Consider the following 12,782-nt stretch of genomic DNA (forward strand, 5'->3'; position numbering starts at 1 on the left):
TTCTGAGCGGGAGTTGACCGATGCCTGATACACCGGTTTTCCGTGGTCACCATATCTTCGAGCAGGCTGCGTTCAAGGAGAGCCGGCTGCTTCAGGAACTGGCCAAGCGCGGCCTTTTCGACCTGCACGGTGAAGGCAATATCCTCAATTTGCCGGTCGACAAAGCGTTGGCGGCAAAGATGGGTATTTCGCCGCATGGGGGCGGTCCGCTGGCCGGCTACTCCGACGAACTGGCGACCCTGCTCAAGGACCTGGAGAGCACCCCCGACGGCAGAGCCACGCTGGGCGAACTGGGCACCCCCCAGCAACAGGCGGCGGCCGCCGAGCGCATGGGCGCGCGCGTAGCGAACCTCGACCACACCCTGCGGGCCGGTCTGGTGAATGGTGACCTGGTCACCAACGCGCCGGAGGGCATGTCGACGGACGTGGCCAACGCCAAGGTCCGCCGGTTCTTCGGTGATGTGGACGCGTACGAGCGCGCGCACACTCAGCAGATCAACGAATTCAAGGCCATGAAGCCGGACGAGCTGCGCTGGCGCGCGGTCACCCAGTCCGAAGCCAACGTCAACCTGGCGCTGGAAGCGATCAACAAGCCCAACGCGTCCGCGCTCAGCCCGCGCTGGGGTGGTCATTCTTCGCTGGGCAGCGCGATCGAAGAGGCCAACCATGCCGGCCGCCTGCCGCTTACCGAACAGACTGCGGCGAGCGCCCGCAACGCCTTCACCTTTGAAAAGCCGCTAACCATCACGCGGCCTGCGCCCACGCCCGGCGCTGGGGCCGGCCCTGCGGAAGTGGCCGGTCATGGGGCAAGGCCCGGCACCAGCACAGCGGAACTGGCCGGCACGGCGGGCAGGGCAGGTGTAACCGAAGGCGCGGCCAGCGAGGCGGTGGCCGTGGCCGCGCGCACCCGCATCAGTGGAGCCGGCATGCTCACCGCCGCCGGTGTCGCCGCGTTGGCGGTGGACTTTGCGGTCACCGGCCACCGCGTGGCCGAGTTGCGCACGCAGGGCAATCAGGTGGGCGCGGAATCGGCGACCACTCATTTCGTGGGACGCACCACCGGCGGTATCGCCGGCGGCGTTGGCGCTGGCTTCGTGTACGGGCTGATTGCCGGCTCTGAAACCGGTCCCGGTGCCTTGGTGACCGGCCTGGTGGGCGGCGTGGTCGGTGGGTTTGCCGGGGAATACTGGGCGCAGCAGGAAGACAAGAAGACCGTCTACACCCAGCTGGACCGCAGCGGCAACGAATGGAGCCGCGACCCGGAAAAGCCCGGCAGCGCCTGGACCCGCACGGTGACGGCACCCACGCCCGAAGGTGGCTTCCGTGAAATGCGGATGGTTGCCGGCGGCCGGCTGGTGGACGAGCTGAACTACAAATCGGCCAACGATGCCTATTCGCTGGGCATGGCCAACCTGCCCGAGCCAAAGGACCCGTTCCGCATCGACGCCAGCGGGGGACGCACCCCGCCGCCGGAGCCGTTTGAAACCAGCCGCCACTACGTGCGCAACCCGCAGAATGGCGAATGGAATCTTTCCATCCATGAAGTGATTGATGGCCGCATTCCGATCGACCGCGCCGTGGCGGTCAGCCCGGAACAGTCGGTGCAGCTGGAAGCGGAATCGGTGCGCATCACGGCCCAGAACGCGGCCAACACGCCCGAGGCGCTCGCGGCCCGCTACCAGGTGGCGTATGAGCAGTACGCTTGGGCCGACTTCGCCAGCATTGAGCCCGTACCCGAGGTGATCCGCAACGCGCAGACCGACCTGCAGCCGTTGATGGCCTCGGATGGCCACGCCTATACGCGGGGTGACGATGGCAAGTGGACGACGCCGGGGATGCTCTACGGCTCCAACGACGCCGAAGCAAGCGTGCAGGAAGAGTTGAACCGCACACGCCAGAGCCAGCAAGCGGGCGTGGAGGAGCTCGCCACCATGGCCCAGATTGCCCGCGACAATCCCACCCCCACCGAGTTGGGCCTGCGTGCTCAGGTGAGCTCGGCGTATCGCGCCGCCGGCATTGCACGCACGCCCGAACAGATCGACGCCGCCGTGGACGCGGTGACGCAGGACCATGCACGCGACATGACCGAGCGCATGCCGTTCTCCCTGCAGATGCGGAAGGATGGTGCGCTGGTCACCCTGGCCGGCAAGGATGACGAGCGGATGGAGATCAAATCCGTCACCACGCCGGATGAGATTGCACAGGCACACACCCGCCGCGCGACGGCCCAGGAGGCACAGCCGCCGGCCAACGTGACGCCGGCTGCACCCAGTACGCCTGCGCCTGCGCCGGGCGCATCGGCGCCGCATGGCACTGCGCCGCCCACGCACGACAAAGCCGAGGTTGATCGCCGGCACAGCATGGCCCCACGCCCGGAAGATGCCGAGCTGGTGGAGCAGTTGCGCTCGTCCGTGGCCCGGCTGGATGAGCAGCACAACAAGCCGTGGGACCGCAGCAGTGACCGCCTGCTGGCAAGTGCGTACCGGATCGCGGCCGAAGCCGGGTTCAAGCCCGGCGACAAGGTGGACATGGCATTGAGTGAAGCGACCGAAACCCGCGCCGCTGGCAGCACGCTGTTTGTGGTGCGTTCCGGGCCAGGTGCGGCGGCGGACCCGGCGGCGAACCGGTTGCATATGCCAACGCAGGAAGCATTGGCGGCTGCGCCCGAGCAGCAGTATGCGGCCGCGAACCAGAGCCGGGCGGCGCAGCAGCAGGATCGTGTGCAGGACCTGGCGCAGGTGCAGGCGCAGGACCAGCAGCAGCGGGATGAGCAGACGCGGCAGGGGCCGAGAATGGCTTGAGCCTGCCCCTGTGCACGGATATCCAGCACAAGCGATGTGCCCTAAGCCGTCGCCGAACCGCAATACCCTTGTGGAATTACGTCACCGATGAGATGGGCAAGAACGCCACGCGGTTGTTCTGCTACAAGTCGCACAACCCCGTCCTGATGGCATTCAGACAGATTGAGTAGTTCGAAATGATCGTTCACATTCCGGCGTTGCTATTCTTGCAGGACCTGATGGGCACTTACGGCTCAGCCGATGGAATGGCTTCGTTGTCTGTCATCCGGGTCGGATACGGGCACAGCATTGAGCTGCGCCTGGGAGGCAAGGTACAACTGGCCGGGGTTGTCGGCGTCTCGGGCAACTCAGTTGAGCTATTTGCCCAGATCGGGCTGCCCAATGTAGTTCGCCTTATAGGCCAGCTTCGCGCTCAGAGTGAGCTCGGATTCGAGGGTTCGGACATGTCATTCGGTGTGAGCTTTGTCTTGGAAGATGACACGCTCACGCTAGGCATCTCATCTGATGGAAATCTGAAAAAAAAACATGTGCTTCAGCGCGTCTAGCACTAAGCATAGCTTCGATGGGACCTACAACGGAGCATGGTCCGAATTGGCGGCGCGGTGCGAAGACGGCAAGTCTAAAACAGCTCCAGGAGACAGCATTGGGCTACTCAATTCCTAAGAGCACGATCATTTAGTACCCTTCGCAAGCTCTAGCGTCCTTCAGTGTGTACGCAGTGGAGTGGATTGATAATCTTCACTTCCTCAGAGAGCCTTCCGAGCTTATCGATGGCGATCATGCACCCTATGTCGCCCAGGCAAAGGAGTCTTTCCTCGAGTTTGGTTGGTAAGGCGATGGCGATGTCCAGCTGCTTTGGCTTCCTCCATTCGTCTTCCCGCCTCAGTTGGGCGTAGCTCCAGAGGGAGTGGTTCTCTGGCACGTAAAGCAGGAAGAAGACGGCACTTCATTCATCCTTTCACCCATTGAGCTTCCCTTTGAGGCATTCGGGGTGTACCTCGCAGCCGAAAACTGCACTCAAGGCGACTCGGCTCCTTAGCGTAGTCGCGCAGTTGGGGAGAGCCGGTTTGACTCCTGCGTGAAGTAGAAGATGGTAATTTTTCGCAGCGAGTCGATCTACGTCCACGTGCGCCGTGACTACTTCGCGGCTCGGACTGATTCTGAGCTTGCGAACGTCCACTCCTGGGCGAAAGCGAACATCGGCTGCCGGTTCCCTTGCTCACGGAATCGGCGCTCCTTAAGATCGACCTTCAAGCAGGGGCGCTGGCTGTCTCCCACCTTGTGGACAGGTTCTCCCTGAGCCGTCCGCGCCTCGATTGGATACCATGACGAACTTGGATATCAGCTCCCCTTCCACGCGGGAGCAAATACTTCGGAGCATCACTCCGGGAACGGCAAAAGAGCATCAGCTGCTCTTGCAAAGTATCGTTCGTGAAGAAATCCACTGCCGCGAGAGAGGCGAGGATCACGACTACTTCGAGAACGTCTATTGGTGCGCGTATCTGCTGTTCCATGTCGGAGATCCGGTCGACGTCGAGCTCATGTGGATCGCCAAGAATCTGAACATGGATACTGGCTGTGGCTTCGACGTCGAGAACATGGTGGGGGCTGGTGTGGCGCAGACTATTGAGTACCTGCGGCAAAGGGAGCTCGATGATGCCGCAGATTACATTTCGGACTGCATCCAAGGTCGTTCACAACAGACGATCGAGACTTGGTCTCGGGATCGCCGAGATTTCTTCTACGGAGCCTAGTCGTTCCAGTCTCGGTGGAGTCGCAGGCAGCATTGCCGGCCAAGGCTAGCTACTTACTCTGGCCGTAGCGGCTTCACGGCTTTGCCCAATTCAGTCGTTATAGTACCTCCTCATTTTGCCAAAACCGTACGGTTGGTGGGAGTCACGGCTCTCGCTTCGCCTCCCGCGCATATCGCGACACCTCTTGGTTTCTGGTGCTGGTAATGAGTTGGTTGCGGTCAGGTGGAATAGGTGTCCGCTGACCAGCTAAGCTCTGACCTGTCGATGCATACATAGGCTTGCGGACCCCATGTTTGAAGTGATTGGCTCGGATATCGCGCGGCTTTCTGACACAGACTTGCGCTCTCTGGTCGTTAGGTTGGCCACGAGCGAGCTTCGCAAACAAGGACTGCCGCTCGCTTCAGTTACGGCGGGCGGGCATCAGGATGCTGCGGATGGTGGTCTTGATGTGCGCGTAGAGTGTCTCAGTGCGTTGCCTCGAGCGGACTTCGTGCCGCGCCAACACACTGGTTTCCAAGTCAAGAAGCCAGACATGGCGGCACGCGCGATCAAGGAGGAAATGCGCCCTAAGGGCACGTTGCGGTCGTCGATTGCTGAGCTTGCGAAGAACCATGGTGCCTATGTGATCGTCAGCGCTCAGGGTTCGGTTGCGGACAGGCCGCTGCGCGAGCGCCGCCAGGCGATGCGTGATCAGCTCATCGATCTGGCGTCGCCGGAGGATCTTTATACTGACTTCTATGATCGCGATCGCTTGGCGGCCTGGGTAAACGAGCATCCCGGAATCGCAGCATGGGTGCGCGCAAGCACAGACAGACCACTCGATGGTTGGAGCTCGATCGACAGGTGGGGTGGTCCGCAGGCCGAGAGGCAGTTCCTCACTGATTCTACGACATGCTTAGTGGATGAGAGGCGCAAGCCTGGCGTGGCACTCCCAATGCTGGAGGGCGTCGAGCTGTTGAGGACGGAGCTGCGCTGCCCGGGCCGATGCGTCCGGCTCATAGGCCTGTCAGGCCTAGGCAAGACGCGATTGGTGCAAGCGCTGTTCGAAAAGGGGGTGGGCGGAGAGCCTCTCGATCCCGGTCTGGCGATATATACCGACTACGCAACGGATACCCGGCCAAGCGCACGAGACATGGCGCGAGAACTGATTGGACTGCGGCAGCCAGTGATTCTGATCGTGGATAACTGCAATCCCGAAACTCATTCCGAGCTCGCCAAGCTGTGCGCTGATTCTGGGGCTCCTATCGGCCTGCTGACGGTCGAGTACGACGTTCGGGAAGATGAGCCCGAACACACAGATGTCTTCAGATTGCAGGCGGCTTCTAGTGGGCTCATCGAGGTATGGCTGGAGCAGAACTTCGACCACATATCCCAAGTAGACCGGCGCACTATCGCTGAGTTCAGTCACGGAAACTTCCGCGTCGCCCGAGCACTCGCTGAGACGCTCAGGCGCGGTGAAACCTTGGGCCAAGTTAGAAGTCGGGATCTGTTCGAACGCATCTTTCGACAACGCAACATCGAGGACAAGTCGCTGCTAATGTGCGCAGAAGATTTGGCGCTCGCGTATTCGGTGAACGGTGATGACATTGGTCCTGATGGAGAACTGGCGCAGCTGGCTTCGATCCGGGGTGTCGAGACGCGTGAACTCTTTGAGGCGCTCGCTGAGCTGAGACGCCGCGACGTGGCACAGGTACGCGGCCGCTGGCGGGCAATTCTCCCGCAAGCTATAGCCAACGGATTGGCGGCCAATGCGCTCGCTCGTATTCATCCAGAAATGCTGGACGATCTCGTGAGATCGGCGGGGTCACGTCTGCTCATCTCGCTCTCGCGTAGACTCGGCAACCTTCACGATAGCCCAGAAGCTAGGGATGCTGTCAAGCGATGGCTGGTCCCTGGCGGAGCGATGGGCGATCTTTTCAGTGGGGGTGGTAATGGCCTGGGGATCGTCACTAACCTTGCTCCAATCGCTCCGGAGCATGTCCTCCACCGAATCGGCTCAGAAGTGGACGCCCATTCGGAGGTCACCGCGAAGAGCGCGAGTCACCGCTGGGACTGGATCCGGCTAATTAAGGCGTTGGCTTACGATCCGGAGTGCTTCATCGCCGCAGCCATGCTGCTGGCGCGCTTTGTGGCTGCAGAACCAGAAGGAAACAATACCAACTCAGGACGCGAGTCGTTCGCTGAATTGTTCCACTTGTACCTTTCAGGAACTGAGGCGCCGCCCAGCACGCGGCGAGAAGTGATAAAGGAACTGCTCAAGTCGAACAACCCTGCGATGGCGGCGTGTGGGCTACTGGCTCTTAAAGGAATGCTGAAGACGTCAAATTTCTCTTCGAGCTCAAGCTTCGACTTCGGGGCCAGATCGCGAACTTGGGGGTGGAGGCCTTCGGTCAATCGAGAGGTGTGGGATTGGTATGTCGAGGCTATAAATCTATGTGTGACGGCTGCCGATCAGTTCGAAGAGGCGCCTCGCATCTTGTCAGGCAGCGCGAGGGATCTTTGGCGCCATCAATTTTGCCACGATGCGCTGGAGGGTGCGGTGGATGCTCTACTGCAGAAGGGTGCTTGGATTGAAGGGTGGCTTGCGCTTCGAGCAACTCTACGTTTTGATGGGGCGGGAATGCCACCTGCATGGCGTGATCGGCTCGTAAAGTTGATCGACCGTCTAAAGCCGGTCGAATTGATACACCGCGCCCGCGCGGCTGCTCTCGGTCGGGGCACGGATGGCTGGGATATTAGCGACGGGGAGGCAGACGACCAAGGTGGAGTAAGTCCCTGGGAGAGAGCTTCGCGCATGGCCGAGGATGTCGGTCGTGAGCTAGCACTCGACCCAACTACTCGCAGTGCGTTCATGGCCGAGCTGATGGTTGCCGGAAATGATCAGCGTGCGTTTGAATGCGGGTTGGGATTGGCCGATGGCGCAGTCGAGCTGGATTCGATGTGGAAAGAGCTGCTATCCGATTTGAAGCGGGTTGACGCTGCGAAGCGCAATCCGACGGTAATCGGAGGCTTCCTAGGGCGAGCTCGGGGACGAGATGCTCGTTTCACAGAGCGCGCCTTGGAGGAGGTTATGCACAACAGTGCGGTGTCTCGGTGGCTTCCTTACTTGCAGGCGCGCGTGGGCATGGACGAGAGTGGGATTGAACGACTGCGGCGAGCCCTCGCAGTTAGCGCCATCGGTGCACAGGAATTTTGGCAGATTGCTAACGGCGTGGTGGAGCACTCGCCTCCCGAGCCATTGGCGCATCTGCTCAGTGAGTTGGCGAGCCTTCCCGGCGGGGAGGTGGTTGCGCTCGAAATCCTGTACATGTATTTCTTAGCCAACAGCTCTACTGCTGATGCGGCGCCCTGGCAATTGCTTGATGCAGGCCGAAGGATCCTATTCAAACTGGACCCGCGGCAGATTTCTGATAGCCACGCGCACGGCATAGCGGAGGTTGCAAAGATCTGCTGCTCGGGTAAAGACACAACTATCTCTGTTTCGTTCGTCGGTGCGCTTCGGTCTAGTCTGGTTCGTGGCGAGGTTGACTTCTATGAAATCCGAGATGTGGTCAAGGCACTCTGCGAGGTTCAGCCGCGTGTTGTGCTGGACACGTTCCTGCTAGCTTCATCGGACGACGACGATTTTTGGCGATGGGACATGGGCGGCCGAAAGGGCTTGCCATATAAGTCCATTGGATCACTTGAGCTCCAGGCGTGGGCGTCCGTTGATCCGAATGCCAGGTATGGCGTCCTTGGGCCTGCGATGTCGCTGTTTGGTCGGAGTGACTTTGAGGAAGGCGCGCAGATCGACCCACTCTTTGAAGGCCTTCTAGCTCTGGCGCCTGACAGAGCCAAGTTCCTTGGTTCGTTTTATCGCCAAGTACACTTGAACAGGTGGAACGGCTCGTTGAAGGCAATTCTCGAAGACCGGCGTCTTGAGCTTTTGCGCTTGGCCAAGGAGATGACTGGAGATGTCGCCGAGTGGGTAAAAAAAGGCATGCCGGAGCTTGACCGTTGGATTGAGGACGCCAGAGGCGTGGATCACGATCAGGAAGAGAGCTTTGAGTGAAGCTCAAGGGTCAATGTGCGCGAAAAGCGGAGGCTGGGCACGACCCGGATCGGCGAGCCACCACCATCAATTGCGGAAGATATGGGTTGCGGTCAGCCCGAGGGGAGTTGCATTGGGATGTCAACCATTGTCCGAGGGGGAGTTGTCGCTCAAGATCGCGACCGGTATATAGCTGCCAGTCAACCTTTTGCTAACCAAACTAGCGCTATCAGATTAACTGCCACCACCACCCAGAACTTGACCTGGAACGAGACCTTGCGGTTCTTGTGCCGCAGCTTATGCTGCGCGATTAACGCGCCCGGCCAACCGCCGAGCAATGCCAGCATCTGCAGCATGTTTTCCGGTGTGCGCTGCCCGTCACGTCGAGCCGCCGCCTTGTCTTGCCAGTATGCAAGGAAGGTCACGCCGCTGAGACCAAGGTATACCGCGGGCACCCACGGCGGCAGGAATCCACCAAACATCGCCGCGACAACGCCGGCGAGGAACACCAGCGCCATCAGCGTGCGGGGCAGTCGATCCGGTCCGTGGCCGGTGCTCTTGCCGGCCGTGCTGTGCGCACCACTGCGTTGCAGTGCGAAGCGCACGCCAACGGCGTTGAGCCGGCCCCGCGCATCGGGCTTCACCTCGTAGGTGATCACATCGCCCAGCGCCGGCCGTCGGTCGCGCGCGGTGAACGCGCGGATATGCACGAAGCAGCGCTCGCCACCGTCATTGGGCTGCACGAAGCCGAAGCCGCGAGCGTCATCCCATTCGCTGAGCTTTCCCTGTTGGCGCATGGGTCAGAGCGTGTCCAGGAACCCGCGCACTGCCGGCCCGAAGCGGTCGAAGTCGACCAGGAAGGCATCGTGCCCCTGCGGGGAATCCAGGCCGATGAACTGCGCGTCGGCACCACCGGCACGCAGGCCGTCGGCGATCTGCTGCTGTTGCTGCACCGGGAACAGGATGTCGGTGTTGGCGCCGATGGCCAGTGCCTTGGCGACCTTGATCTTCGCCAGCCCCGCGAGCACGTCGCCGTCGGCGTATTCGGCCAGGTCGAACCAGTCCATGGAACGGCTCAGGTAGAGGTAGCAGTTCGGGTCGAAAAAGCGCACGAAGCGGCGTGCGTGGCCTTCCAGGTAACTTTCCACCTGGAATTCCAAACCAAACGGATCGTCGTCGGCCTGGTCCGAATCCAGCCGCACGCGGCCGAAGCGACCGTCCCACTCCAGTGCGGAGCGGTAGGTGATGACGCCCAGCTTTCGCGCCATGCGCATGCCGGATTCGGGGTACTGGTCGTCGACGTAGTTGCCGGCGTTCCACTGCGGATCGAGCCGGATCGCCTCGCGCTGCAGCGAGCGGATGGCGATGGAGAACGGCAACGCCTGCGCGCTGCCGGAGATGTTGATGTGGCTGCGCGCGATGCCCGGGTGGAGCAGCAGCACGGCCAGTGCGGTCATACCGCCCATGGAGTTGCCGATGACGCAGGCCAGCTGCTGGATGCCGAGCGCGTGCACGACGTCCACGGCGGCGCGGGCGCCGTCTTCGATGGACAGTTCGGGGAAGCGCAGGCGGTACAGCTCACCGGTGGCCGGGTCGATGGTGGCCGGGCCGGTGGAGCCTTTGCAGCTGCCCAGCGAGTTGACGCAGACCACGAACCAGCGGGTGGTGTCGATCGGCTTGCCCGGGCCGAGCATGGCTTCCCACCAGCCGGCGGCTGGGTTGTCGGGGTTGGCGGCGGCATGTGCGTCGGGCGAAAGGCCGGTGACGATGAGGATGGCGTTGCTGGCGTCGGCGTTCAGGGTGCCCCAGGTTTCGTAGGCCACGTGCGCGCCGTGCAGTTGGCCGCCGCGTTTGAACGCGAAGGGCGAGGGCAGGGCGTGGTAGCGGGTGCCGGGGGGGATGAATTCGGTCATGGGGGCATTCTAAACGGGCGCGGTGGCGGTGCTGTGGTGATGGGCGGCATGGTGTGTCGCGGTGGGGTGTTTGGATACGGGCGTAGAGCCACGCCATGCGTGGCTTCGCGGTGGCGAGCGAAGACCATCCACGCAGGGCGCGGATCTACCAGGCACCGCGCGCAGCCACCCATGGGGTGGCTCTACGGGGGTTCCGTCACCCCAAGGCACGTATGGCGTGGCGTTACAGGGTCAGGGCTACCTTGCCTTTGTGGGGCAACTTGACTGTTACCACCGGCGAATCCATATCGCCTTGCTGGCGGTTTGCCTGGCCGCTTGCCGAGAGCCTGGCGAAGACTTCTACCGCTTCCAGGGACGACAGCTTCGCCGTCGGCATCGGGCTGTCGGCGTCGGTCAGGCGGATCTTCAACGGCAGGTCCGTCGCCGGGTGCTTCTGCACCGCCACCGGCATCGGCGGGCCGCCGGGAATCCTTGCAATCACGAAGACCTGGGTGCCGGCTGGCGGCTGCTTGCCAGCGGCCAGCGTCACTTCGATATCCAGGCCCATCGACGGAGCGGTGGCTTCACCCGTGGCGGCGGGCATCGCCGCCTTCTCCCGTGCAATCGCAATCTGCTCGCGCAGCGCGTTGGCGGCGGCCGGTTCCAAGCGTGGCAGCAACGCCTCCCAGGTGGCGGCGGCTTCGGCATCCTGCCCGCGCTGGCGCTGCGCGATGCCGATCAACCAGCCCGCGCGCTCGTTGTTCGGCTCCACCTGCTGCGCGTGCTTCAGCCATTGCAGTGCGGTGTCGTCGAATTGTTTTGCAGCGTCGCCCTGCGCACGCGCCTGCGCGGCTTCCACCAGCACCGGCACTTCATCGGGGGCAAGCGCCACGGCGCGGGCGAAGGCCTGGTTGGCCTTGTCCAGGTTGCCCAGCGCCAGCTCGGAACGGCCGAGCAGGGCCCAGCCATCGGCGCGTTGCGGCTCGCGGGCCAGCGCTTCTTCCAGCGCCTGCACGCCCTGCTGCAGGGTTTCCGGGCCGTCTTCTGCAACAGCGTCAACGGCCTTCGGCGTGCCCACCAGCATGTACAACGCCACGCCGGCCACGCCGATGGCGATGACTGCCGCCAGGAACGGTCCGCGCCTGCCGCTGCGGCGCAACGGCCACAGCACCGCCATCGCCACGACGGCGGCGGCCAGGCCGGCAATCATCTGCATCCAGTCGCTCACCAGCGCTCCTCGCTGTCGCCCATCGGTTGCACGTGGCGGCTGCGCCGGCGCACCACCCACACCAGCACGCCTGCGCCGCCGAGCACCAGCGCCAGCGGCCCGAACCACAGCAGGCTGTTGCGCGTGTCCATCAGCGGGCGGTACAGCACGAACTCGCCGTAGCGGTCCACGAGGAACTGTTTGATCTGCGCATCGCTCTTGCCCTGTTGCATCAAGGCGAGCACTTCGCGGCGCAAATCATGTGCGATCTGCGCGTTGGAATCGGCCAGCGATTGGTTCTGGCACTGCACGCAGCGCAGCTCGGCGGCCAGCGCGTGGAAGCGGGCTTCCTCGGCGGCGTCGCGGTAGTGCAGTGGGGTGGGGTCGGAGATGGCCTGGGCCTGTGCGAGTGCTGGCATTACAAACAGCGCAATTGCCAGTAGAGCAACGCATAGGCCAGATCGTGCCAGCATGGCGCGCCCGGTCTCAGTTCGCCGGAGGCGGCGTAGTACGCGGTTGTGCATTGGCACGCTCCAGCTTTTCCAGTTCCGGCAGCAGTTTCGTATCGATCACACGCTGGCTCAGCGCGCCGCTGTACTTCCAGCGCACGACCCCACTGGCGTCGACCAGGAAGGTTTCCGGCGCGGCGGTTACGCCCCAGTCGATGGCGGTGCGGCCTTCGACGTCGCTGAGCACCAGCACGAACGGGTTGCCCAGCTGCTCCAGCCAGCGAAGCGCGTCGGCCGGTTCGTCCTTCCAGTTGTAGCCGATCACGCGCACGCGCTTGGTTTCGGCGAAACGGGTGAGGATGGGATGTTCTTCGCGGCAGGCCGCGCACCAGCTGCCCCATACGTTGAGCACGTAGGGTGCGCCGCGCAGCTGGTTGCTGCTGACCTTGATGCTGGGGTCGTGCAGCACCGGCAGTTCGAACGCCGGGGCCGGCTTGCCGATCAACGCCGAAGGCAGGATGTCGCGGTCCGGTGCGCCGGACTTCATCACCCCGTACACCATCAACCCGAGCAGCCCGAAGAAGAACAGCACGCCGATGACGATGGCGATGGGGGGCAGGGGGCGCGAGGCGGGGCGGGGGTCAGACAT

The 12,782-nt window shown here is 62.7% G+C and carries 9 protein-coding genes; 4 read left to right on the plus strand and 5 right to left on the minus strand.

The window, feature by feature from the left end; translation table 11 throughout:
- Window positions 1-20: 20 nt before the first annotated feature.
- The 4 genes from ACOZHM_RS15665 to ACOZHM_RS15680 all read left to right on the plus strand — a co-directional run bounded on the left by ACOZHM_RS15665 (window position 21) and on the right by ACOZHM_RS15680 (window position 8,606).
- Window positions 21-2,801 carry an XVIPCD domain-containing protein gene (locus ACOZHM_RS15665; RefSeq protein WP_421570240.1) on the plus strand — a complete coding sequence of 927 codons (2,781 nt, stop codon included), beginning with the start codon at window positions 21-23 and terminating at the stop codon, window positions 2,799-2,801.
- A 176-nt stretch (window positions 2,802-2,977) separates the two neighbouring features.
- Window positions 2,978-3,346, plus strand: coding sequence for a hypothetical protein (locus tag ACOZHM_RS15670; protein ID WP_421570241.1), 369 nt, complete (start codon window positions 2,978-2,980; stop codon window positions 3,344-3,346).
- A gap of 780 nt (window positions 3,347-4,126) precedes the next feature.
- Window positions 4,127-4,555 carry a hypothetical protein gene (locus tag ACOZHM_RS15675; RefSeq protein WP_421570242.1) on the plus strand — a complete coding sequence of 143 codons (429 nt, stop codon included), beginning with the start codon at window positions 4,127-4,129 and terminating at the stop codon, window positions 4,553-4,555.
- Between the two features lie 289 nt (window positions 4,556-4,844).
- A complete protein-coding gene (locus tag ACOZHM_RS15680; RefSeq protein WP_421570243.1) occupies window positions 4,845-8,606 on the plus strand; it encodes a hypothetical protein in 3,762 nt (1,253 codons plus the stop codon).
- 179 nt (window positions 8,607-8,785) lie between these two features.
- Here ACOZHM_RS15680 and ACOZHM_RS15685 read toward each other — a convergent pair whose 3' ends face one another.
- The 5 genes from ACOZHM_RS15685 to ACOZHM_RS15705 all read right to left on the minus strand — a co-directional run bounded on the left by ACOZHM_RS15685 (window position 8,786) and on the right by ACOZHM_RS15705 (window position 12,782).
- Entirely contained in the window at window positions 8,786-9,382 is a 597-nt protein-coding gene (locus tag ACOZHM_RS15685) for a DUF1294 domain-containing protein (RefSeq protein WP_421570244.1), read from the minus strand.
- A gap of 3 nt (window positions 9,383-9,385) precedes the next feature.
- A complete protein-coding gene (metX, locus tag ACOZHM_RS15690) occupies window positions 9,386-10,498 on the minus strand; it encodes a homoserine O-acetyltransferase MetX (RefSeq protein WP_421570245.1) in 1,113 nt (370 codons plus the stop codon).
- Between the two features lie 223 nt (window positions 10,499-10,721).
- Complete coding sequence (locus ACOZHM_RS15695; RefSeq protein WP_421570275.1) at window positions 10,722-11,708, minus strand: tetratricopeptide repeat protein; 987 nt, start codon at window positions 11,706-11,708, stop codon at window positions 10,722-10,724.
- Window positions 11,702-12,157, minus strand: coding sequence for a cytochrome c-type biogenesis protein (locus ACOZHM_RS15700; RefSeq protein ID WP_421570246.1), 456 nt, complete (start codon window positions 12,155-12,157; stop codon window positions 11,702-11,704). Before ACOZHM_RS15700 ends, ACOZHM_RS15695 begins: the two co-directional genes overlap by 7 nt.
- 13 nt (window positions 12,158-12,170) lie before the next feature.
- Entirely contained in the window at window positions 12,171-12,782 is a 612-nt protein-coding gene (locus ACOZHM_RS15705; RefSeq protein WP_421570247.1) for a DsbE family thiol:disulfide interchange protein, read from the minus strand.

This window comes from Stenotrophomonas sp. PD6, assembly GCF_049199305.1.
Taxonomy (GTDB): Bacteria; Pseudomonadota; Gammaproteobacteria; order Xanthomonadales; family Xanthomonadaceae; genus Stenotrophomonas.